Here is a 23,572-nt window from a genome sequence, read left to right on the forward strand (position 1 = left end):
CAACCGCTTCACGTAGCCGATGAATCGATCAAAAGGAGAAGTTGACACCTTTTTGTCGTAATTCATTTTGCATTTTCAGAAAATATTTTGAAATGATAGCGATGTGACTGTTTTATTTGGTAAAATGACGAAGGATTGGTTTGAAAGAGAGGGAATAAAAGTGAAATTCAAGAAGTGGATAAGTGCGACAGCTGCATCGCTTTTACTGGCAACTTCTTTAGTGAGTGCTATACCAGTTGCACATGCTGATGAAGTGTCAACAAGAACGATTGCAGAAGAAAGCATCTATGATTTACTCGTTGACCGTTTCTTTAATGGTTCGGGCACTAACGATTTTGATACAAATACGCAAGACCCTACGAAATTTGCTGGAGGCGATTTTGCAGGTCTAAAAGATAAACTGAAATTTATCGGAGAGATGGGCTTTACAATTGTTTCCATCGGACCAGTTTTTGCTACTGAGAAATATGATGGTTCGATGCCAACTAGCTACTCTACGATCGAGCGTCATTTTGGGACAAGTAAAGAGTTTCAAAGTGTTGTTGAGGCTTATAAAGCAAAAAATATGTCAATCATGGTGGATTTTCCACTTAACAATGTAAGTCCAAATCATGAGTGGGCAAAGGATCCAGCGAAAAAGGACTGGATTGCTTCAAGCAAAAATGGACAAGTACAGTGGGATTTAAAAAACAAAGATGTACAAGAAGCACTTATTAAATCAGCAACGGACTTTGTCTCTACATATGATATTGGTGGGGTTCGTCTAACAAATATTGCGGATGCCGATACAGAGTTTATTAATGCAATGATCGCGGCATTAAAGGATACGAAAAAGTCACTCTATGTCATTTCAAATGAAGAAAGTGACGCCGATTTTGATGCAAGTTTCTCACCAGCGACAGCTGATATTTACCGTAATATATTTAAAAATGTTGATAAGGATTCTTCAAAATTGATGGAGCCATTTACAGATGAGAAACCAACTCAGATTATGGTGGATTCGTTAGAAACGCATCGTTTTACATTTGATTCTGCAACTGAAAATATGTTCCCACCGACACGTATAAAAATGGCGATGGGTGCACTATTCATGATGCCGGGAATTCCAGTTATGCAATATGGTACAGAAATTGCGATGAATGGAGAGGCAAAGCCAGATACACATCAATTCTTTAACTTTAAAACAGATGAAGAATTAATCAAATATATTAAACATGTCCAATCTTTACGTAATCAATCTGCTACATTACGCAAAGGTGATTTTGAAGTTCTCAAAAATGAAGATGGCCTACTTGTATTTACACGTACATCCGATGAAGAAAAATGGGTCATCATGGTTAACAATACTAGTAAAACACAACGCTTTGATTTAACACCAGAACAGATTGGTGAAGATAAAATGCTAAATGGTATTTTAGTAGAAGAAAAAGTTCGTATTAATGAAAAAGACGTTTATCCAGTTATTTTGAACCGCGAAATGGTAGAAATTTATCAAGTTAAAAATGATGAAGGTTTCAATGTTCCATATATGGTCGCATTAGGATTAGTATGGTTAATATTCATAGGATTTGTAGTTGTTATTATTAAACGAGGTAAAGTACGACGCCAGGAGCAAGATGCTTAAAATAAATGATAAAGCCCCCTCTACACTGAATTTGAAGTGTGGAGGGGGTTTTTGTTAAGCTTGATAGCTTTTATTCGTAAAAAAGATGGCAATTGTACCTGGCCCAACGTGGGAACCGATCGCAGAACCAATCATTGTTACTTGGATGGCTTTTGGAGAAAATCTTTCTTGAATAGAAGCTTTTACATCGTTGGCAAGGTCCACATCATCGCTATGGCTAATACCTACAATTTTCTCTGAGAAGTTACCACCGCGCTCCTGCATCAATTCTAACATGCGAGCGATGGCTTTTTTACGTCCACGTGACTTTTCGATGGGCACAAGCTTACCATCTTCTACATTTAAAATAGGTTTAATACTTAGAAGCCCACCAAGAAATGCGCTTGTTTTTGATAAACGTCCGCCTTTAGCGAGGTAATCTAAATCCTCAACTGTAAATATGTGCTCCATTTGTAGGGCAAGGGCAGTAATTGTTGTTGCGATTTCCTCTAACGAAGTACCTGTACTTCGAAGTCGGACTGCTTCCTCGACTACTAGACCAAAACCTAATGAAATACATTTAGAATCGATGATCGCTAATTTTAGTGATGGATATTGCTCTTGTACTTGATTGCGAATCATGACCGCAGTATTATAGGTACCTGATAATTCCGATGAAAGGGCAATATAGATGCCTTCCTCTTCATTTTTTGCTAGATTTTCAAAATGCTTGAGAAAAAGCTCTGGTGATACTTGGGATGTTTTTGGGCGAGCACCTTGACGAATAGCATCGTAAATTTGTTTGGAATCAATTGCAATGACATCATCATAGTCTTTATTGTTCAATCCCACTCGTAGAGGAAGAAGTTCAATATTGTGTTCTTCGTAGTAAGACTTCGGTAGATCACATCCACTATCAGTAAAAATCTTCATCATTTGTCCCCCTAATTTAACATTCTTTTAACTCTGTATAAGGAGTTTTTAAATACTTAATACTACATAACAAGTGAATGAGTGTCGAGCTTTCCATTCTATGTTCCTTTAAAATAATGTTATATAGATAAATAATCCTATCGAGTTTCAGTATCGTTTTTGCAACAGTAAAAATTTATAACTTTATTCAGTAAGTACTCAGGATAACGGGTACTACTGAATAAAGTTAAATGTAAAAAATGGAATGTTAATTTGAACTTACTACTTAACTAGGATAATTTCAAGCGATTGATGAGTATTTTAGCGATTCCATCGTCATTATTTGTTGTGGTAATTTCATTGGCAATATTTTTTAAAGTAGGGATACCATTACCCATTGCAACACCTAATCCAGCATATTCAATCATTTCTAAATCATTGTCCTCATCACCAAATGCAATGATACGTTCCCGTGGGATACCTAAATCCTTTGCTACATGAGCGATTCCCACTGCTTTATTTAAGCCACGGCGAACAATCTCAATAATGTGAAATGGCGCACCCCAGCGACGATGTTCAATGACCTCTGCATGAACAGCATGTAAATGATCACGAATAATCATTGAATTTATTTCATTCGCTTGAATCAGTAAACTAGTGGGGTTGTCTAATAAATGGATATATAGGTCCCCTAGGGTAATTTTTGGATTCCCCATATTAAATATATTTAATATCCGTTCATCCTCTGTATGCACGTAAATATCATCCTTAACCTCCGCAATAATATTTTCGTATTCATAGCTATTAATGGAATCGACGACATCATGCACAATACTTAAATCTATAGGTGTGTGCTTATGGTGCCAAGAAGCATTTTTGGGGTGATGCACATAGGCTCCATTGAAATTTACAATGGGTGTTGTCAGGTCAAGCTCCTTGTAGTATATATCGCTTGCACGATAAGGACGACCTGTTGCAATCATCACTTGATGACCTTGTTCCTTTGCCTGTAATAATGTATTTTTAGTTTTTGTTGAAATTTGTTGTTGGTCCGTTAATAACGTACCATCTAAGTCTAAAACGATTAAATGTGGTTTCATAACTAATTGCCCCTTTCCTATAGTTTGAATAGTATCTCTTTGTCAATCATTCGTCAAAATTTTGTCACAATGGAAAAAGTTTGCTAACATTAAGTTGAGACACAAGTAGGGAGTGACAAAGATGATTGTTGAGAAAGAAATGTGGGGGAATATTCCTTTATTACATATACATACTGAAAATATGAATGAAGAAACCCCGGTAGTAATTTTCTTACATGGCTTTATGAGTGCGAAAGAACATAACTTACATTATGCATATCAATTAGTAGGTAAAGGGGTGCGTGTCCTATTACCAGATGCAAAATTACATGGTGACCGTAGTGAAGACCTATCTGAGATGCAAATGAATTTGCAATTTTGGGATATTGTTTTAAATTCTATTCATGAAGTTGAACAATTATATAATGAATTAAAGAATAAACAATTATTAGTGAATGATAAAATTGGCATAGCTGGTACATCAATGGGCGGAATTGTGACGTCGGGCTGCTTAAAGCTTTATGATTGGATTAAAACAGCAGTAGTATGTATGGGTGCACCAGGTTTTATTAAATTAGGTGAATATCAATTACAGCAACTCGCGAATGATGGTGTTAACTGGTCAATGTCCGAAGAAGAGGTACAGCAAATAAATGAGCTTCTAGCTAAATATGATATCAGTCTAACACCAGAAAAATTTGCAGGACGGCCTGTACTATTTTGGCATGGGGAATTAGATAAAATTGTACCTTTTAAAGATACCTATCATTTTTATTTAACTTTATGCAAATACTATGAAACAAATCCGGAAGACTTGAAATTTTTAGCCAATAAAAAAGCAGGACATGCTGTGTCACGCGACGGTATGTTAGCTGCAACTGAATGGCTTGCACAGCATTTGGCATAATAAGATGCATCTGCTATGATTAAGTTAACACTGTGATGGAAGGAGAAATACAGATGGATCAAGATATGAAAGACAGCATGTTCGGTGCATTAGAAAATGTAATTGACCCTGAGCTTGGTATTGATATCGTCAACTTAGGTTTAGTATATGATGTAGATTTAGATGAAGAAGGTCTAGCAACGGTTACAATGACATTAACTTCAATGGGCTGCCCGCTTGGACCTGTTATTGTGGATCAAGTAAATACAGCATTAGGTGAGCTTCCAGAAGTAAAAAGTACAAATGTTAATATTGTTTGGAATCCACCGTGGTCAAAAGATAGAATGTCACGCTATGCAAAAATGGCATTAGGCGTACGATAAGTCCGCTTAAAGCACAACAACAAATCCCCGCTCGCAACAGTGAGCGGGGATTTGTGCTGTCGAAAAACTATTATGTCAATGAAATTAAGGTGTCATATTAAAAGTATGGCTCTTCTGCAAAACGAGAAGTTGATTTCCGTTCCGACTGGGCGCTTTGTTGCTGCCGCTACGTTAGCACTACGCTTTCGCACAGAGCAAAGCTTCCTGGGGGCGTCCGATGAGCCGCTTCACTCGCGTTGCTCGCTCCAGGGTCTCGGGCCTACACGATGTAGGTCACGAAGGCGTTATCACAGGACGTGATGCTCTTAGCCTTCGTTCCTCTATCGCTAATCCCCAAGGAGTCGCCCAGCCTCCACTCCAATCAACAACTTCTCTTAGTATGTATCTTCTGGCATGTTACTTTTAATTTATAGCTATAAAACGAAACTTCAGCAATGTTTTATGTGCGAAAGCGGAGCGTCAGCAAGATTAGGTGTACAATAGCATTACTGTTATAAGATTCTTCTGTTTGATTATGGATAAGTTTCCATAGCGTTCACTTTTGAAATACAAAAATTTATAAAAGTTCTACACTATCGCTGATTGGAGTGGAAGGCTACTCGACTCCCGTGGGAAAGCGAGAAAGGCGAGACCCTGAGGCCAACACGATGTTGGTCACGAAGGCATTGTCACAGGACGTGACGCACTTAGCCTTCGTTCCTTTAGTGGAGGAAGCGGCTCGACGCTCGCCCACAGGAAAGCGAGTAGCCTGGAACGGAAATCCCCCTCATTTAAATATTATAATATTCACAATGATTTCCTTGACCATTATATGAAATCCCCGCTTATAACTCATAAGCGGGGATTTTGTGTGTAGCGTATTAATCGATACGACATATTTGTAACGGACAATTTTCACAAGCAATTTCATCCTTTAAAATTTGGACGTTGTGAACTGTTATATAACCTTTGTCAAAGGAAAGAATATTTTGCTTCTTTAAATCATTGAGCATGCGATTGATCATCTCTCTACTCGTCGCACATAAATTAGCGATTTCCGTATTTGTTAACGGGAAATCAATAAAAATATTGCCATTTTCAAAAGGCTTACCATAAGTATTTGTAAGACGGATAAGCGTTGAAAATAAAGCACCTTTTTTACCGTTTAAAACTAAATCACGCAAACGACTTTGATGCTTTAAATTTTCTATTTGCAACCACTTCATATATTCCACCATTAAATTAGGTTGTTCTACTAATAATAGTTCCAATGATTTGCGGTTTAGAACATATAAACTAGAGTGTTCTAATACTTTAGCAGTCATGGAATGATACGTAAAGTTACAAAACAAAGAGCCTTCACCAATAATACTATTCGGACCACAAATTCGAATTGTTAACTCCTTGCCGTTCTCAGTTTCCTGACTAATCGAGATAGCTCCAGTTTTTATATAGTATATTTCTTTCGCACGTTCGCCTTCTAAAAAAATTTTATGATCCTTATTTACTTTCGTAAAAACACCGTGCTTTTGGAAAAGATCGTGAAATTGCTCTTGTAATTTATCCATTATAACCATATCTCCAACACATCGCTTTCTTTTTGTAATAAGTGGCTGTTTATTACAAAAGGATGGTGAATAATTTCGATACTAAATCTAAGAAACATACTTTTATTATAGCTTAACTTTTCAGTTAGAAGTGAAGGAATTTTAGAGCTTATTCTTTGCTTAGGTTTGTCGTATGTTGTAAAATAAAGTTAGTCAAAAAAGGTCAAACTTTTTTCGTGAACAAGAATGGTAAACGGGATTCCGCTAACATTATTGAAAAGGAGTGCTAATTATGCAATTTCAACAAACAGATAATAAAAAACCATTAGAGCAATTTGGACGTAATTTAATTGAAGAAGTTAAAAACGGTAAAATGGACCCGGTTATCGGTCGTGATGAAGAAATTCGTAATGTTATTCGTATTTTAACGCGTAAAACGAAAAATAATCCTGTCTTAATCGGTGAGCCAGGCGTCGGTAAAACAGCAATTGTAGAAGGGTTAGCTCAACGTATTGTAAAAGGGGATGTACCCGAGGGATTAAAAGATTGCGTATTATACGAGCTTGATATGAGTGCTTTAATAGCAGGTGCAAGTTATCGAGGTCAATTTGAAGAACGCTTAAAAGGTGTACTTAAAGAAGTGAAGGAATCGGAAGGGCGTATCATTTTATTTATTGATGAAATTCATACAATTGTTGGTGCAGGTAAAACGGATGGTGCAATGGATGCTGGGAATATGTTAAAGCCAATGCTTGCACGAGGTGAGTTACATTGTATCGGTGCTACAACATTAGATGAATACCGTATGTATATTGAAAAAGATCCTGCTTTAGAGCGTCGTTTTCAACAAGTGCTTGTGCGTGAGCCATCTATTGAGGATACAGTTTCCATTTTACGTGGCTTAAAAGAGCGCTTTGAGTTACATCATGCGGTACGTATTCATGACCGTGCGATCGTAGCGGCAGCAGAGCTTTCGAACCGCTATATTACAGAGCGCTTCTTGCCTGATAAAGCCATTGATTTAATCGATGAAGCATGTGCCATGATTCGAACAGAGATTGATTCTATGCCACAGGAATTGGATGCAGTAACACGCCGTATTATGCAGCTCGAAATTGAGGAACAAGCATTGCGTAAAGAAAAGGATGAGGCAAGTAAAAAGCGTCTCGAGCAATTAAGTGAGGAATTAACAAAGCTAAAAGATTCCTCAGAAGGCATGCGGAAACAATGGGAAAGCGAAAAAGCAGCGTTACAGGGCATTCAGAAAAAACGAGAAACGCTTAATAAATATCGTCGTGACTTAGATGAAGCAGAAAGTAAATATGATTTAAATAAAGCAGCCGAACTACGTCATGGGAAAATTCCTACTCTTGAAAAGGATATACAAGAGATGGAGAAACAATTAGAGAATGGCATAGAATCACGTATTTTACGTGAAGAGGTAACAGCTGATGAAATCGCATCTATTGTTTCACGCTGGACAGGAATACCTGTAACAAAGTTAGTGGAGGGAGAGCGCGAAAAATTATTGCGCTTAAAAGATACATTGCATGAGCGAGTAGTTGGACAAGATAATGCTGTGCAACTTGTCACTGAAGCAGTATGGCGCGCTCGAGCTGGTATTAAAGATCCACATCGACCAATTGGTAGCTTTTTATTCTTAGGACCAACCGGTGTTGGTAAAACAGAGCTTGCCAAGGCATTAGCGGCACAGCTGTTTGATTCCGAGGATCATTTTATTCGCATTGATATGAGTGAATATATGGAGAAACATAGCGTATCACGTCTTGTAGGGGCACCTCCAGGTTATGTTGGTTATGAGGAAGGTGGACAATTAACGGAAGCTGTTCGCCGTAATCCATATTCAGTTGTATTACTAGATGAAATTGAAAAGGCACACCCAGATGTCGCGAATATTTTACTACAAATTTTAGATGATGGCCGCATTACGGATAGTCAAGGTCGTATGGTCAATTTTACGAACACAGTGGTTATTTTAACTTCTAACATTGGCTCAAGCTATTTAATGGAAGCAAAAGAAGACGATGGAGCAGTTGAGGATTTAGTGATGACTGCACTGCGTCAGCACTTTAAACCAGAGCTGTTAAATCGTATGGATGATATTATTATGTTCCACGCATTATCAGGTGAGCACTTTACAGCGATTGCTTGGAAATATGTTGAACAGCTTGTAAAACGTGTTGCAGAGCAAGATATTGCTTTACAAGTAGAACAAGGTGTAATTGATTGGGTTGTAGACCAAGGAGCGGATGCTCAGTTTGGCGCAAGACCATTAAAACGCTTCGTACAACGTTATATTGAAACGGCAGTTGCAAAGGAATTGCTACGAGGTGAAGTATTACCAGGAGAAACATTGCATATTAGAATGCATGACGGTCAATGTGTTGTTGAAAAATAACAAGAAAAAAACCTGTTTCGCACAATGCGGAACAGGTTTTTTCTTGTTTGAATTAATGATGATCTGCAGCTTCTGGAGTTGGCTCGTTTGGAATGACTGCACCAATAATGAAAATAAGAATTGAGAATGCAACTGATAAGATTGCACCCGTTTGGAAATCAAATGGTACGCCAAGTACAGAGCTTACTACGTAGTTTAACATTGAAACTAGTAGGAATGACCATATGAATGTTACGATATATTGCATTAATTTCACCTCAACCGAACTTTTTATCATAAAGTTTTACTACATATTCATTATCATATCATAACATAACTCGAAAAAAAAAGAACCTTTTCTGTGAAACATGTCGATTTTGTCACAACGATAATCTTACTTGAATGCAATTTCAATAGGATCACCGAAAATCGAAGACGCTGCAAATGTTTGATGCAGGGGAGTGTCGTAGCCGAATCGAATTGAGGCAAAATGCATTAACTTTAATTCATCCTGCCACTGATCTTCACTACAGCAATGGTATTCGGATACAGTGAGATCCTCTTGTCAAATTAATCAAGCTCTTTTCAATGTGTCAGTTTAAATAAGAGTGGTCTTTTGTTATATCTTCAGCGAAACTTTTTACTTTTAGTTCCGTAGAAATAATTGGAAATATAAAAAAGTCATGGGTGGAAAGAGAATGAGAGATTTTTTAAAAGAAATTATTAAAGAAGTTAAAAGGCAACTAACAAACGAACAACCAACAATAGAGAACATTTTAGATAGTAAAATATTCGATTGGTTCATACCTATTTTCGATTTCCTACTGTTCCCGGAAGTTTATCTTTTCTTAGCTTCTACACTAATGTGGAAAATGATTTTTTCATTATTGTTGGCAGGTATGATTGTTATCATTGTTTTAGTGATTGAAAAAGTTATAGAGAAGAAGACTAGTAAAGAAAAGGTTGAAGTATTGGATGAAAAATTCTCATGGTTCATACTCGCTCCAATTTTATTTTATGCAGTAAAAGGTTTAGCGTATGGTTATCTATTATTCAAACCAATGTTGTAGTTCTAAGCCATCGCAAACCGAGGTGGCTGATTGGGTTCTTCTGTGCGTTGGTCCTTTTTAATTTGAAACCTTTTTACGTACCATTCGTATTATAACTAGACAATTCGAATTGATAGAACTAAAAAAAGGGAGAAATAATTTTTGAACCATTGAACAAAACAATTACTTTTTGTGATTTACTTGATTACCATTGCGGATGCGTATTATTCAACATTGTTTATTGAACCAAAGACACCACCGCAACACCAGACGATTAAAGCTTCAGCCATTACGTTGGCACAACTACGGTAGCACACCTAACAAAAAGAAACGTACAACACGTCGTTTGAAGCCTTCTGTGCTACAACCTATTAAGCGATTTCTTCAGAGCACTAGGAGTTCCAAAGAAAACGCGATCCTTCACAACCTATTAGAGAATAGATTGGATGTAGGCCGAACAATGCGAGAGCCACCTTCCATCTTTTTACGATATCGACTTTTGCGTTGTTGATCATATATGTTAGCAATGTTGGTAAAAGCTGCAGATTTATGTGCAGCTTTTTTTCATTATCCGCCATTATTAAATTTTTCAGCCTCACGTTATGGTGATAAGCCAAAATTGTATATATCACTAAAATCCTTGATATTGCTAGCTTTAAGACGGTGATTTCAAATCATCTTGCACCATTCCTTCATTATGAGTTATAATTATGACCAGTTACTAATAATTGATAGTAAGAAAGCGGAGGGGTTGCTTTATGAACGCTGGTATTATAGGAATAGGCAAATACGTTCCGGAGAAGGTCGTTACAAATTTTGATTTAGAAAAAATTATGGACACTTCGGATGAATGGATTCGAACTCGTACGGGGATTGAAGAGCGTCATTTTGCTGCAGATGATCAGGAAACTTCAGATTTAGCAGTAGCTGCTGCAAAAGAGGCTATTGCAAATGCGGGTATTACACCTGAAGAAATAGGCTTAATTCTTGTAGCAACTGTAACACAAGATCAAAACTTTCCAAGTGTAGCATGTATGGTTCAGGAACAAATTGGAGCAGTTAATGCAGCTGCGATGGACCAAGCAGCTGCTTGTGCAGGATTTATATATAGTTTAGTGACAGCAAAGCACTTTGTAGAAGCAAATGCTTATAAATATGTCTTAGTAGTAGGTGTTGAAAAGCTGTCGAAGGTACTTGATTGGGAAGATCGCAATACGGCAGTGTTATTCGGTGATGGTGCAAGTGCAGCAATTGTTGGTCCAGTATCAGAAGGTAGAGGTATCTTATCATTTGAGCTTGGAGCTGATGGTACAGGTGGGAAGCATTTGTCTTTAACGCAGCAGGACACAATTGCTATGAATGGCCGTGAAGTATTTAAGTTTGCAGTACGTCAAATGGGTGAATCTGCAGTAACTGTGTTAGATAAAGCAGGTTTAACAAAAGATGACGTAGATTTTTTAGTGCCACATCAGGCGAATATTCGAATTATGGAATCAGCTCGTGAGCGTCTAGAGCTGCCACCAGAAAAAATGTCAAAAACGATTCACAAATATGGTAATACGTCAGCAGCGTCTATTGGTATTTCCTTGGTAGATGAGCTTGAAGCAGGTAAGATAAAAGAGGATGATTTATTAGTACTTGTTGGATTTGGCGGTGGCTTAACATGGGGCGCCGTTGCAATGAGATGGGGAAAATAATAACTAAAAATGCTTGAGGGGAGTAAGACAATGAGTAAACGACGAGTAGTAATTACAGGGATTGGCGCAGTTACACCACTAGGAAATAGCATCGAAGAAACATGGGCTAATATTAAAGCTGGAAAATCTGGTATTGGCGAGTTAACACGTTTAAATAAAGATCAATTCGCAGCAAAAATTGCCGCTGAAGTAAAAGACTTTGATATTGAAAAGTATATCGAACGTAAAGAAGCTCGCAAAATGGATCGCTTTACACATTACGCCTTAGCAGCGTCCATTATGGCGATGGAAGACGCACAACTAACTATCGATGAAGAGCTAGCACCACGCGCAGGTGTATGGATTGGTTCGGGTATCGGTGGTATGGAAACATATGAACAACAATTTACAACATTCCAAGAACGTGGCGCAAGACGTGTCAGTCCATTCTTCATTCCAATGATGATTCCTGATATGGCTTCGGGCCAAGTATCAATTCACCTTGGTGCAAAAGGCATTAACTCTTGCTCAGTAACTGCTTGTGCTTCAGGTACAAATTCAATTGGTGATGCTTTTAAAGTAATTGAACGCGGGGATGCAGATGTCATGATTACTGGCGGTGCTGAGTCACCAATCGTTACAATGGCAGTGGCAGGCTTCTGTGCAAATACTGCTTTATCTTTAAATACAGATCCACAAACAGCTTGCCGTCCATTCGATAAAAATCGCGATGGTTTTATTATCGGGGAGGGTGCAGGTATTGTCGTGCTAGAAGAGTATGAGCACGCAAAAGCACGTGGGGCAAAAATCTATGCAGAAGTTCTTGGCTATGGTTCAACAGGTGATGCTCATCATATTACAGCTCCAGCTCCAGAAGGAGAAGGTGCCGCACGTGCAATGTTACAAGCATTAGCTGATGGCGATCTAGAGCCTTCACAAGTTGACTATATTAATGCACATGGAACAAGTACGCCATATAATGATCTTTTTGAAACACAAGCTGTAAAAACTGCCTTTGGTGAACATGCTTATAAACTTGCAATGAGTTCTACAAAATCAATGACAGGTCATTTATTAGGTGCAGCTGGTGGGGTTGAAGCTATTTTCACAGCGCTAGCACTGAAAGAAGGCATTTTACCACCAACAATGAATTTAACAGATCCAGATCCAGAATGTGATTTAGATTATGTACCAAATGAAGCTCGTGAGGCAGATATTAAATATGCTATGAGTAACTCACTTGGTTTTGGTGGACACAACGCTAGTCTTCTATTCAAAAAAATCGAGGAATAAATAAAGTAACACTTTAAACAGTGGGGGATCTTCATCTTCCACTGTTTATTTGTCTACACCAATTGGGACAGAAGTGACTTATAGCAGTCAAGCGATTGTACATCTTTTGTTACCGCCGCTATGTTTTCGCATATATAAAGGCATTTTGCTACTGGGCGGTTGATTGGAGTGGAGACTGGGCGACTCCTTGGGGATTAGCGATAGAGGAACAAAGGCTAAAAACATCACATCCTGTGATAACGCCTTCGTGACCAACATCGTGACAAAGCGCCCAGTCGGAACGGAAATCAACCCCTCTTTTTGCAGAAGAGACTTCCTTTATTTAATAGGATGACACTTTAATTAACTGGTAAAATTTATTTCGCATTAACGGACAGTAATTTTATTGACTTAGTTTTTCAACATCAAAAAAACGTCAGCCAATTTACATGGCTGACGTCTTTTTTTATAGTTTTGTGAATAGATGATAAGTAAGAAGAAATAGAAAGGATGCCCTTATCATGTTCCGACTCTTTTTATTTTTAATATGCTATGGCCTATTGATTCTCTCATTAGGGAATCTCATATTGTATTTGAATTATCGGACACTCGGATATTCCTGGATAGTTGTTTTTAAATTCATGGTGCATACAACAGAGTTTTATATGGCTATTGGATCAGCCATCGTGTTATGCGCTGTTGTGCTTGATCTTGGTTTTGATAAAACGTTAAACGTAAAAGATAAAACGTGACTCTAAGCATACACTCTTTTTGGTCAAGCTCTTGCGATAAATCCCACCAATACTACTGTATTTGGGAGAGAATCAATTCCGTTATCTTTTAGCGACGTGCACGCCCAAGGCCCATTGCTTCTTCCATGCGTTTTAATGTAGCACTAGCAATAGCGTTTGCCTTTTCAGCACCTTCATCTAAAATGGTATCTAATTCTGAGGATTCTACTAAATTGTAGAACTTCTCTTGAATTGGTGTAAGGTGATCAATAACTACTGCTGCAACACCTTGCTTGAAACCACCGTAGCCAACGCCTTCATATTTTTTTACAAGATCATCAATAGATACGCCTGAAATGGCAGACTCGATTGTTAGTAAATTAGAAACACCAGGTTTATTTTCCACATCAAATGCCACAATACCATCAGAGTCAGTAACCGCTGATTTAATTTTTTTCTCAATATCTTTCGCTGAATCTAAAAACTTAATTGTAGCTTTTGTATTTGGATCTGATTTACTCATTTTCTTTGTTGGTTCTTGAAGTGATTTAATACGAGCTCCTGCTTTCGGCAATTGAATTTCAGGAATCGTTAAAACATCACCAAAACGTTTGTTAAAGCGCTCTGCAAGATCACGAGTAAGCTCAATATGCTGTTTCTGGTCATCACCAACCGGAACGATGTTTGTGTTATACAAAAGGATATCTGCTGCCATTAGTGGTGGATATGTTAAAAGAGCTGCAGAAACACTTTCCTTACCATGAGATTTATCCTTGAATTGTGTCATACGTTCAAGTTCACCAATCGATGAGACACATTGTAGTATCCAGCCTGCCTGTGCGTGAGCTGGCACTTCAGATTGAATAAATAGTGTAGATTTTTTAGGATCGATACCAGTAGCGATATACGTAGCTGCTAAGTTGCGAATATTTTGGCGTAATTCTTTTGGATCCTGTGCCACTGTTATAGCATGCTGATCAACGATACAATAAATAGCGTTCCCCTCGTCTTGTAATGCAGGGAATTGCTTAAATGCACCTAAATAGTTCCCTAAAGTTACAATCCCTGTTGGCTGTACGCCTGAAAAAATAGTTGTCATGTCATTTCCTCCTTGTAATTTGTCGCCTCAGTGGCAGTCATTTGTCTGTTACATAAGTACCCATCCGAGGCATATTTGATATCCAAAATAAAAAACATCATGCGTCCTCATTAGTTTTTCTAATGAAGGGACGAATGATGTTAGAATCCGCGGTACCACCCAGCTTGCCTAAAACGGCCACTTTGCTTCGTAACGTGAAGGGACGAGCTTTGCTAATAGACGCAAGTAAGGATACTTAGTCGTTCACAAAGCTAACTCAGAAGTCCATTCCATATGCTTACACGATCTGTTTGCAGCAACCACAGACTCTCTAAACGTGCAAATTGCATATGTACTACTCTTCGTCAGCGTTTTTATTTAATACAATAACTGTCTAGATAGCAAAGTGAATTCGCCAAAGACATTATTGATTTGTTGCAAAAAATTATATTATAAAGGCTCGGTGGATTGCAAGTGTGTAAAGTCAGACTTTTGGCGGTGTTTTTTTTCGAAAAAAGCTTATATGCTATTTTTACTGTTCTTTTGTGTTAGAAAAGCAACCAATTTTAGTAAATATACGTCTAGATTTGTACACACTGAATTGACATTATTCTCGTTTAATATTTTTAAATGAGAACAAGAGCCATTCATTAAAGGGTGTTTAAAATGCTCTGAGAATGGGAATATTAGTAGTAACACATTAGCCATGCAATGAAGGAACTACTTTGTATGATGTGTAAATATAGACAGAATATTTAGTGATAAAGTTATTCTTTTTTTTATTGGAACTATATTCAAATACAATAGAGTACTGTATAATGGGTATGTAGATTTACATTACATTAATTCTAATTTAACACACTGGTCTATAGATAATGATTAAATGGAAAGGATGTGTCAGTATGATAGTAACTTTATTTACATCACCAAGTTGTACGTCTTGCCGAAAAGCGAAAGCATGGTTAGAGGAACATGAAATCCCATATACAGAACGTAATATATTTTCCGAACCGTTAAGCATTCGTGAAATAAAAGAAATTTTACGTATGACAGAGGATGGTACGGATGAAATTATTTCAACTCGCTCGAAGATTTTCCAAAAATTAAATGTTGATGTTGAAAGTTTACCATTACAACGCTTATATGAATTAATTCAAGAGTATCCAGGTTTATTACGTCGTCCAATTATTTTAGATGAGAAACGACTACAGGTTGGTTACAACGAGGATGAAATTCGTCGTTTCCTACCTCGTAAGGTTCGGGCTTATCAATTACAAGAAGCACAGCGCATGGTGAACTAATAACTCCGTATTCTGCATAATATAAGTAATAGGTGTTACAAATGCAACAAGCATATTGTGACATCTATTTTTTTATGTTTTACTTATGTAAAACCATCTATATAAAGTATAATAATTAGTAGGGAAAAGTCATATATTTCCGTAAAAGTATGTTAAACTTGATTTAAACTTAATAGTTTACTACAATTTCAATAATTCAAATATCTTCTGTGAAACGGTGTATATCCTTTTCATTTTATGACAGAACAGCATACAATAGAATTAGAGGCAACTGTGGACAATTATTTTTGATTTCGGTTGCTCTATGGTTTTACTGTAGTGTGGTCAAAGGTTGAAAAACAAAATGGAGTATGAGGTTAAAAACAATGAATAATAGCATACTAATGGAACAAAACTGTTTTTCGACAAATGACAGTGAAGGGAGATGAGGTCTGGTGGACATCGAACGTGTAAACGAAAATACACTCAAGCTCTTTATTACGTACAATGATATAGAGGATCGCGGCTATAGTCGTGAAGAAATTTGGTACAATCGAGCAAAGGGTGAACAACTTTTTTGGGATATGATTGATGAAGTAAACACGGAGGATTATTTTGATGTAGAGGGTCCGATATGGATTCATATCAATGCGTCTGAAGTAGGCTTGGAAATCATTGTCACACGTGCACATATTTTAAAAGACGGTGAAACCTTAGATGGTCAGTCGCATTTTGATGAACACAAAGATATGTTTGGCCCATTCGACGACGTTGGAGAGGATCTTCTCAGTCAACTAACTCAATTTGGTGACATAGATGAGTCAGAATTATTTATGGATACAGACATTTATGTTTATAAATTTAAAGATATTGATGAGTTAATCCCTGTAGCGAAACGCATGACAGATGAATTAGTGGATTCCTCATTATTTAAATATGAAGGTTGGTACTACCTAGTAGTAGACTTTGCGAACGCAGATGAAGACCTAAATCGCCACGATAGAAATGCAGTTATTAAAGAATTTTTAATACCATCGAATTTCACAATCCATCGCTTAGAGGAATATGGCGAAAAAATTATGGAGTTTAATTGCTTTGAAACAGTACGAAAATATTTTATTTAAAGCAATTTTCCTCTGATTCAGAGGCATAGACTGTAAACAAACTTGATGAGATTCAAGATTGTTTGCAGTCTTTTTATTTTAATATTTGTTTAGATAACAATACAATTTATGATAAAGATCCGATATTCCTGCTGAAATAAAGAACTCAGGCTAAGAGCTTCACATCCTGTGAAAACGCCTGAGTGACCAACGTCGTGTTGTTGCAGCTGCCACTACGTTGGCACTACGCTTTCGCGCAAAAAACATCTGCCGCTGCCGCTATGCTTTCGCGCAAAAAACATCTGTTGGCACCTAAAGCTCTGGCCGATTCCGGACGCAATTATGCCGAGTCATAATTGATAAGGTGGCATTTTTAAAATTTCAAGAAAAAGCCGTTATTTATTTGTTGCTATAAAAACACTCCTTTACAATTAGTCAAAAAGGAGATGATTTTATGCTTAGTGCTTATAACGAGCAACAGCAGCTTTTTCTCCCATATCAATATTCAAGGGAAGCTTTACAACAGTCTAGGCAACAGATGAAATTTTATTGTCCCCAATGCCTACAGCCTGTCCAATTAAAGATAGGTAAATATAATATTCCTCATTTTGCTCATATTGCTAATAATAGCTGTGTACAGTTATTTTCAGAGGGTGAATCAAAACTTCATTATCAAGGAAAAATTCAATTATTTGAATGGCTGAGAAAACTTGGGCATACAGTACAGTTGGAGCCTTATTTACCGAAACTTTCACAGCGACCAGATTTGCTTTTGATAAAAGAGCAACAGCAAATTGCTATTGAATTTCAATGTAGCGCAATATCTCATGAAAAGTGGCTATTGCGTACATCCGGATATGAGAAAAATTCTATACAGCCATTGTGGCTTTTTCAAACACCTCAAAGACAATCCACACAAGGTATACAAAAGATTTTTATTTCTCCCATTATGCAAAAAATGATTACTACTACAGCGCAAGGCTTGTCTTATTTAGTGAGTTATGATGCGAAGATATCGAGATTTATCTATTGGACGAATCTTCTTCATGTTCATGGGCATACTTTTATAGGCAAAGTACAGGAATTAGCTATTCACAAGCAACATTTTCCATTTTATCAGCCTACATCAATAACGAAAGAGGAATTTCGTCTTTATTGGCAGTTTTATAAAAAGCATTGTAAGCAATTCGTGTATCAGCGATTAATACATAGTAAAAAAGGGGCGCAAGATTCATTTTTACGATGTAGTTATGAGTTACGCTGGTCTTTAACGGCTATGCCTGATTACGTAGGTGTTCCTGTGAAAGATGTGGAAGCGATTCCGTTATTTTCTATTGAGTGGCAAACGATTTTACATTATTTTTGTCGAGGTTTGCAATTACTACCCCATGAGATGAATGAGAGAGATATTCACTTGTTTTTACGCCAACAAAATGTAGAGATTACAGATCGTGCTGTACAGGCCATAAAAAACTATGGAATGGTGACAGCGAAAAGTTATCAAAAAAATAATTGTTTTCCGGATATTTGTGAGCAAGTGTACGCACATTTATTTGCAATTGCCACAATATACTGAGAAAATATGAGAGTATAGGAAAAACTCACATATAAAGGGGGCTGGCATATGGCTAGTAACAGCAATAAAGTTTTATTAAGAAATGAAGTTCCAGAAGAATTAACTTGGCGCTTGGAGGATATATTTGCAACGGACGCTTTATGGGAAGAGGAGTACAAGGAAGTAGCGGAAATTTCCAAAAAGGCATCTAGCTATGCAGGTACATTAAAAAATGGTGCAAATGCTTTATTAGCGGTTCTTACTTATCACGATGATATTTATGAACGCACAATGAAGCTTTACACGTATGCCCATATGCGTAATGACCAAGATACGACAAATAGCTCTTACCAGGATATGAATAGTCGTATTCAAACATTGGCGACTAGTATCTCAGCTGCCCTATCATTTTTAACACCAGAGATTTTATCATTGAATGAAGAAACAATAGAAAGTTACTTAGCTGAAAATAAAGATTTACAACTGTATAAACAATCTTTAAAAGAAATAACAATGGCACGTCCGCATGTATTACCTGCAGAACAGGAAGCATTACTTGCCCAAATGACTGAGGTTACAGGTACCGCTTCAAATACATTTAGTATGTTAAATAACGCTGATATAGTATTCCCTAAGGTGAAAAATGAAGAGGGGGAAGAAGTGCAGCTAACACACGGTAACTATATTAAGTTCTTAGAAAGCAAAGATCGCACTGTTCGTGAAAATGCCTTTAAAGCTATGTACGAAACTTATGGCAACTTTAAAAATACATTTGCTGCAACTTTAACGGGCAATGTAAAAAAGCATAATGTCAGCGCACGTATTCGTAATTATGATTCTGCTCGCCATGCTGCCATGTCTAATAATTTTATTCCAGAAAATGTTTATGATCAATTAGTGGAAACAATCCATAAGCATTTACCAGCTATGCAGCGCTATATTTCATTACGGAAAAAACTATTAGGCGTGAACGAACTGCATATGTGGGATTTATTTGCACCACTCGTTAAGGAAGTTGATATGAAAATCACTTACGACGAAGCGAAGGATATTTTAGTAAAGTCTTTAGCACCACTTGGTGAGGAATACCAAGGTATTGTGCAAAGTGGTCTTGATAACCGTTGGGTAGATGTCTTAGAAAACAAAGGGAAACGCAGTGGTGCGTACTCTTCAGGCGCCTATGGAACAAATCCGTACATCTTAATGAATTGGCAAGACAATGTTAATAACCTGTTTACACTAGCTCATGAATTTGGTCATAGTGTACACAGTTATTATTCACGTAAAAACCAGCCGTTTGTTTATGGCGACTATTCTATTTTTGTGGCTGAAGTAGCTTCAACATGTAATGAAGAACTATTAAATGATTATTTACTGAAAACAATTGAGGATCCTCAACAGAAGATTTATTTATTAAATCATTGGTTAGACGGTTTCAGAAGTACAGTTTTCAGACAAACAATGTTTGCTGAATTTGAACACCTTATCCATCAAATGGATAAGAATGGTGAATCTTTAACAGCAGAACGTTTAACTGAGGTTTACTATGATTTAAATAAAAAGTACTTTGGTGAGGATATCGTCGTTGATCAGGAAATCGGCTTAGAATGGGCTCGTATTCCACACTTCTACTATAATTATTATGTGTATCAATATGCTACAGGTAAATCAGCGGCAACTGCATTAAGCCAACAGATTTTAGAAGAGGGTACACCAGCTGTAGAACGTTATATTAATAACTTCTTAAAAGCAGGTTGCTCTAATTTCCCAATTGATGTATTAAAGGCAGCGGGTGTTGATATGAACGTGGCAAAACCGATTGATGATGCATGTAAAGTATTTGAAGAACGCCTAAATGAGTTAGAGAAATTATTGTTGAATAATTAATTAGCAAGGCTGTAGGAATTTTACTACAGCCTTTTTTCTATGAAAAGTGGAGCGTTAAAAAAATATTGGATAATGATTTTTTTTGATTTCTATAAGTTTAAAAGCGCTCATCTTGGAAAAATACTGTCTGTAATCGCTTTCTATTTGACAAATTTGTGAATCTAGCATCAGTATCATTGCTATATTAATTATTCCGTGATAAAGTGATTCTTGTGAAATAAATCACAAAACAAACATACACCCCTTTGTTTGAACGTGAACATTTCTCCCATCCCCTTTGTGAAAGAGAGGCGTCACTATCTGTCGAGGATAGTGGCGCTTCTTTTATTTTTTTGTTTTTTTATGTCGATTTAAGATATCGTATTAAATAAAGTATGGTTCTTCGGCAAAACGAGGGATTCATTTCCGTTCCGACTAGACGCTTTTATAACAAATCATCCTATATCAATCATCCTAATTCCTACCATTAGCAATACAGTAGCCATTAATCTACCTAATCCGGTAACAGGCGCAATATCTCCATAGCCAACTGTAGGTTATTGTAATCAAACCCCACCACAACGCTTCAGCTTAAGTTTCAATCGCCGGTTCAACTATAGCAATCGGTATTGCCATACATTCAAATTAGGAAATGCCCAAATCAAAAAGCCATTATGATAAACGTAAGGGAATTGCATGTATATATTAATGTAATTAAACTGCACATTAAAAATCATAATTTGAATAAACGGATAATCGTAAATATACTAAAAATTACAAATTCGCAGCGGTTAACAAGCTTCCTAGTGTAAATGTTATCAATGTGCGAATTTTATAACTTACATTGGACGAGGGGGATTTTAAATGAGTAATGTAAAAGCTGTAGAAGTATATGATGCAGGAAATATCTGTCCAGATGATTTACCGTGGGTTTCTTATTTTGGGGTGGCTCATTTTAAGTTACTTAAAGTTAATCCAGTAACAGGACAAACTATTACCCTGTTAAAAGTTCCTGCGGGGATACAGCTTCCTACACATTTCCATCCTGGAACGGTTATTGTGTATACGATTAGTGGCTCTTGGAGATATATGGAGAATGATTGGGTTTCTAACGCTGGGGATGTAGTTTATGAGCCTGCTGGATCCCAACACACACCTGAATCTCTAGGAGATGAAGAGGTTATTACGTTAAATATTGTTGAGGCAACATTAGATTATGTGAATGAAAATGGAGAAATTATTGCTAGAGATAATTGGAAGTCATTATTGCAAAAATACCATGATCATTGTGAAGCTGAGGGAATTACACCTATAGATGTGACTCAATTTTAACTTCTTTCAACGGGTATCCTAACACCCGCTGAAATAAAGGAACTCTGTCTAAGAACGCCACGTCCTGTGGCAACGACTGAGTGACCAACATCACGGATGTCAAGGAATCGGATAGGAGTTCTTAGGGGATGTTAGCCTAAAATCATCGCATCCATGCGATAACAGCTAACTGACCTGCATCGGTGTCGCTGCGTTAGCACTACGCTTTCACACAAAAAACATTTGCCGCTGCCGCTACGCTTTCGCGCAAAAAACATCTGTTGCTGCCGCTGCGTTAGCACTACGCTTTCGCACAAAAAAACATTTGTTGCTGCCGCTGCGTTAGCACTACGCTTTCGCACAAAAAAACATTTGTTGCTGCCGCTGCGTTAGCACTACGCTTTCGCACAAAAAAACATTTGTTGCTGCCGCTGCGTTAGCACTACGCTTTCACACAAAAAAACATTTGTTGCTGCCGCTGCGTTAGCACTACGCTTTCGCACAAAAAACATCTGTTGCTGCCGCTACGTTAGCACTACGCTTTCGCACAAAAAAACATTTGCTAGCCTAAGCGCAAAGCCGATTCCGGACGCAATTATGCCGAGGCATAATTGATTAGTTAGATTGACAAAAAAAGAGAAGCCCTTCCATAAGGCGAAGTGGCAACTCTTTTTCTCTTATATTTTCGTAATTTCAGATTTTAGATAATGGATATACTTGTTTAGTAAAATGGATAAATGTTTATCTTCTGATAAAACTAATCCAAAAGAAATATTGAGACCTCCATGATTTTCTAAATCAATAGGAATTATCTCTCCATTTATGACGGGTGGATAATTTTTCATGATGAAATCAGGAGCGAATGTAATAGCCGAACTTTCAATGATAGCTTGGAGAATGCCGTCCGAATTGTTTGATGTAAATAGGATTTTCATGGGCTGGTATTTGTTAAAGAAATCATGAACAAAGTATTGCATAAATTCACCGTAATATGTAACGAGCGTTTGATCGAGTATCTCATGTGAAGATATGGCACCTGTAAACGCTAAAGGAGAATGTTTAGAAACATAGATTTTCTGCTTTCCTTCAAATAGTGATTCAAAAGCTATTCCTTCCATGTTTATGTTCCAGTCTGGTGAATAAGCAATCAGTCCGATGTCGATCTGATGCTGGCGAACATCTTCAATCACAGAAGAGCCGCTTTTTTCATTTATTTCTACATTTACTTGAGGATAATCTTGTTTAAAAGCAGCCAAAGCCTTTACTAGAATCGTTGTTAATCCTGGTATGGAAGATACTTTTAGTTCTCCTTCTACCATGGAATTAAATGAGTGGGCGGTCTCTTTAATTTCCTCCAATTTTCTTAACACTTCGTAGGCTTGCTTCAGAATGATTCTACCTTCATCGGTTGGCACAGCACCTTGTCCCCTTGAACGATGTAAAATTTTTAGTCCCAATTCCTTTTCTAAACTAGTAATGGATTGGCTAATAGCCGATTGAGTCACATAAAGATTCTGAGCTGCTATAGAGAGTGAATTGTGCTTTGTCACTTCAACAATATATAGTAATTGTTCAAAGTTCATAGTTTTTCTCCTTGTCTATTAAAAAATCTTATCAACATATTTTGGGTTAGATTGGGAATGAAAACCAGTAACATATACAAGATTTAGTAGGTATACCGTCTTTGGCTAAATAATTTTCTTATTAAATATATAAGTTCTCCTAAGGATTGATAAATCCTTCTTGAACTAATCTGCCCTGTTAGCCATCTAGAGGCAGTAGCATACGCTGTAAGTGCCGCGATGATTATTGCGTATATTAAGGCTGATTCCGGACGCAATATGCCGAGGCATAAATTGATCTT

Annotated in this window: 19 protein-coding genes, 1 pseudogene and 1 other annotated feature; of the genes and pseudogenes, 12 read left to right on the forward strand and 8 right to left on the reverse strand. The window is 37.2% G+C overall.

The window, feature by feature from the left end; all coding sequences use genetic code 11:
• Window positions 1-160: 160 nt before the first annotated feature.
• Window positions 161-1,624, forward strand: coding sequence for an alpha-amylase family glycosyl hydrolase (locus AB9L17_RS03885; RefSeq protein ID WP_068986916.1), 1,464 nt, complete (start codon window positions 161-163; stop codon window positions 1,622-1,624).
• A gap of 54 nt (window positions 1,625-1,678) precedes the next feature.
• Here AB9L17_RS03885 and AB9L17_RS03890 read toward each other — a convergent pair whose 3' ends face one another.
• A complete protein-coding gene (locus AB9L17_RS03890) occupies window positions 1,679-2,536 on the reverse strand; it encodes a DegV family protein (RefSeq protein ID WP_223552894.1) in 858 nt (285 codons plus the stop codon).
• Between the two features lie 269 nt (window positions 2,537-2,805).
• Entirely contained in the window at window positions 2,806-3,615 is an 810-nt protein-coding gene (locus AB9L17_RS03895) for a Cof-type HAD-IIB family hydrolase (protein ID WP_375200120.1), read from the reverse strand.
• Window positions 3,616-3,736: 121 nt separating this feature from the next.
• Between AB9L17_RS03895 and AB9L17_RS03900 the strand changes: the two genes are divergently transcribed.
• Window positions 3,737-4,501: a prolyl oligopeptidase family serine peptidase gene (locus AB9L17_RS03900; protein WP_068986919.1), complete on the forward strand. Its 765-nt coding sequence runs from the start codon at window positions 3,737-3,739 to the stop codon at window positions 4,499-4,501.
• A gap of 53 nt (window positions 4,502-4,554) precedes the next feature.
• Window positions 4,555-4,863 (forward strand): metal-sulfur cluster assembly factor, encoded by a 309-nt coding sequence (locus AB9L17_RS03905; RefSeq protein ID WP_068986920.1) that lies wholly within the window; start codon window positions 4,555-4,557, stop codon window positions 4,861-4,863.
• Between the two features lie 860 nt (window positions 4,864-5,723).
• Here the strand turns inward: AB9L17_RS03905 and AB9L17_RS03910 are convergent.
• Window positions 5,724-6,410 carry a Crp/Fnr family transcriptional regulator gene (locus AB9L17_RS03910; protein ID WP_375200121.1) on the reverse strand — a complete coding sequence of 229 codons (687 nt, stop codon included), beginning with the start codon at window positions 6,408-6,410 and terminating at the stop codon, window positions 5,724-5,726.
• Between the two features lie 271 nt (window positions 6,411-6,681).
• On the opposite strand from AB9L17_RS03910, the gene AB9L17_RS03915 reads away from it, so the two are divergent.
• Complete coding sequence (locus AB9L17_RS03915; RefSeq protein WP_083226903.1) at window positions 6,682-8,808, forward strand: ATP-dependent Clp protease ATP-binding subunit; 2,127 nt, start codon at window positions 6,682-6,684, stop codon at window positions 8,806-8,808.
• Between the two features lie 52 nt (window positions 8,809-8,860).
• On the opposite strand, the gene AB9L17_RS03920 is transcribed toward AB9L17_RS03915, so the two are convergent.
• Window positions 8,861-9,055 (reverse strand): YjzD family protein, encoded by a 195-nt coding sequence (locus AB9L17_RS03920; RefSeq protein WP_068983461.1) that lies wholly within the window; start codon window positions 9,053-9,055, stop codon window positions 8,861-8,863.
• A gap of 430 nt (window positions 9,056-9,485) precedes the next feature.
• On the opposite strand from AB9L17_RS03920, the gene AB9L17_RS03925 reads away from it, so the two are divergent.
• From AB9L17_RS03925 to fabF, 3 genes are all read left to right on the forward strand, one after another.
• The gene (locus AB9L17_RS03925) at window positions 9,486-9,857 is read left to right on the forward strand and encodes a hypothetical protein (protein WP_375200122.1); all 372 of its coding nucleotides are present in this window, start codon (window positions 9,486-9,488) and stop codon (window positions 9,855-9,857) included.
• Between the two features lie 737 nt (window positions 9,858-10,594).
• Window positions 10,595-11,533, forward strand: coding sequence for a beta-ketoacyl-ACP synthase III (locus tag AB9L17_RS03930; protein ID WP_375200123.1), 939 nt, complete (start codon window positions 10,595-10,597; stop codon window positions 11,531-11,533).
• 30 nt (window positions 11,534-11,563) lie between these two features.
• The gene (gene fabF / locus AB9L17_RS03935) at window positions 11,564-12,805 is read left to right on the forward strand and encodes a beta-ketoacyl-ACP synthase II (RefSeq protein ID WP_068983458.1); all 1,242 of its coding nucleotides are present in this window, start codon (window positions 11,564-11,566) and stop codon (window positions 12,803-12,805) included.
• 819 nt (window positions 12,806-13,624) lie between these two features.
• Here the strand turns inward: fabF and trpS are convergent.
• Window positions 13,625-14,614, reverse strand: coding sequence for a tryptophan--tRNA ligase (gene trpS / locus AB9L17_RS03940; RefSeq protein ID WP_068983456.1), 990 nt, complete (start codon window positions 14,612-14,614; stop codon window positions 13,625-13,627).
• 123 nt (window positions 14,615-14,737) lie between these two features.
• Window positions 14,738-14,971: a binding site (T-box leader), on the reverse strand.
• Window positions 14,972-15,498: 527 nt separating this feature from the next.
• Between trpS and spxA the strand changes: the two genes are divergently transcribed.
• The 4 genes from spxA to pepF all read left to right on the forward strand — a co-directional run bounded on the left by spxA (window position 15,499) and on the right by pepF (window position 20,418).
• Complete coding sequence (gene spxA, locus AB9L17_RS03945; RefSeq protein ID WP_068983509.1) at window positions 15,499-15,894, forward strand: transcriptional regulator SpxA; 396 nt, start codon at window positions 15,499-15,501, stop codon at window positions 15,892-15,894.
• Window positions 15,895-16,328: 434 nt separating this feature from the next.
• Window positions 16,329-16,997: an adaptor protein MecA gene (gene mecA / locus AB9L17_RS03950; RefSeq protein ID WP_068983455.1), complete on the forward strand. Its 669-nt coding sequence runs from the start codon at window positions 16,329-16,331 to the stop codon at window positions 16,995-16,997.
• A gap of 433 nt (window positions 16,998-17,430) precedes the next feature.
• Entirely contained in the window at window positions 17,431-18,552 is a 1,122-nt protein-coding gene (locus tag AB9L17_RS03955) for a competence protein CoiA (protein ID WP_375200124.1), read from the forward strand.
• Window positions 18,553-18,600: 48 nt separating this feature from the next.
• Window positions 18,601-20,418: an oligoendopeptidase F gene (pepF, locus tag AB9L17_RS03960; RefSeq protein WP_375200125.1), complete on the forward strand. Its 1,818-nt coding sequence runs from the start codon at window positions 18,601-18,603 to the stop codon at window positions 20,416-20,418.
• A 434-nt stretch (window positions 20,419-20,852) separates the two neighbouring features.
• Here pepF and AB9L17_RS03965 read toward each other — a convergent pair.
• A pseudogene (locus tag AB9L17_RS03965) lies at window positions 20,853-20,939 on the reverse strand (hypothetical protein); the annotation flags it as partial.
• A gap of 322 nt (window positions 20,940-21,261) precedes the next feature.
• On the opposite strand from AB9L17_RS03965, the gene AB9L17_RS03970 reads away from it, so the two are divergent.
• Window positions 21,262-21,729 (forward strand): 2,4'-dihydroxyacetophenone dioxygenase family protein, encoded by a 468-nt coding sequence (locus AB9L17_RS03970; RefSeq protein ID WP_068983452.1) that lies wholly within the window; start codon window positions 21,262-21,264, stop codon window positions 21,727-21,729.
• A 131-nt stretch (window positions 21,730-21,860) separates the two neighbouring features.
• On the opposite strand, the gene AB9L17_RS03975 is transcribed toward AB9L17_RS03970, so the two are convergent.
• Both AB9L17_RS03975 and AB9L17_RS03980 read right to left on the reverse strand, forming a co-directional pair.
• A complete protein-coding gene (locus AB9L17_RS03975; protein WP_375200126.1) occupies window positions 21,861-22,070 on the reverse strand; it encodes a hypothetical protein in 210 nt (69 codons plus the stop codon).
• A gap of 315 nt (window positions 22,071-22,385) precedes the next feature.
• Complete coding sequence (locus AB9L17_RS03980) at window positions 22,386-23,291, reverse strand: LysR family transcriptional regulator (RefSeq protein ID WP_068983451.1); 906 nt, start codon at window positions 23,289-23,291, stop codon at window positions 22,386-22,388.
• Between the last annotated feature and the right edge of the window lie 281 nt (window positions 23,292-23,572).

The organism is Lysinibacillus sp. RS11 (genome assembly GCF_042019215.1).
Taxonomy (GTDB): Bacteria; Bacillota; Bacilli; order Bacillales_A; family Planococcaceae; genus Lysinibacillus; species Lysinibacillus xylanilyticus_A.

Coding starts and splice junctions, on each gene's coding strand:
- AB9L17_RS03890 (WP_223552894.1), bottom strand. CDS start 2,536: ATGAAGATTTTTACTGATAGTGGATGTGATCTACCGAAGTCTTACTAC.
- AB9L17_RS03895 (WP_375200120.1), bottom strand. CDS start 3,615: ATGAAACCACATTTAATCGTTTTAGACTTAGATGGTACGTTATTAACG.
- AB9L17_RS03900 (WP_068986919.1), top strand. CDS start 3,737: ATGATTGTTGAGAAAGAAATGTGGGGGAATATTCCTTTATTACATATA.
- AB9L17_RS03905 (WP_068986920.1), top strand. CDS start 4,555: ATGGATCAAGATATGAAAGACAGCATGTTCGGTGCATTAGAAAATGTA.
- AB9L17_RS03910 (WP_375200121.1), bottom strand. CDS start 6,410: ATGGATAAATTACAAGAGCAATTTCACGATCTTTTCCAAAAGCACGGT.
- AB9L17_RS03915 (WP_083226903.1), top strand. CDS start 6,682: ATGCAATTTCAACAAACAGATAATAAAAAACCATTAGAGCAATTTGGA.
- AB9L17_RS03920 (WP_068983461.1), bottom strand. CDS start 9,055: ATGCAATATATCGTAACATTCATATGGTCATTCCTACTAGTTTCAATG.
- AB9L17_RS03925 (WP_375200122.1), top strand. CDS start 9,486: ATGAGAGATTTTTTAAAAGAAATTATTAAAGAAGTTAAAAGGCAACTA.
- AB9L17_RS03930 (WP_375200123.1), top strand. CDS start 10,595: ATGAACGCTGGTATTATAGGAATAGGCAAATACGTTCCGGAGAAGGTC.
- fabF (WP_068983458.1), top strand. CDS start 11,564: ATGAGTAAACGACGAGTAGTAATTACAGGGATTGGCGCAGTTACACCA.
- trpS (WP_068983456.1), bottom strand. CDS start 14,614: ATGACAACTATTTTTTCAGGCGTACAGCCAACAGGGATTGTAACTTTA.
- AB9L17_RS03955 (WP_375200124.1), top strand. CDS start 17,431: ATGCTTAGTGCTTATAACGAGCAACAGCAGCTTTTTCTCCCATATCAA.
- pepF (WP_375200125.1), top strand. CDS start 18,601: ATGGCTAGTAACAGCAATAAAGTTTTATTAAGAAATGAAGTTCCAGAA.
- AB9L17_RS03970 (WP_068983452.1), top strand. CDS start 21,262: ATGAGTAATGTAAAAGCTGTAGAAGTATATGATGCAGGAAATATCTGT.
- AB9L17_RS03980 (WP_068983451.1), bottom strand. CDS start 23,291: ATGAACTTTGAACAATTACTATATATTGTTGAAGTGACAAAGCACAAT.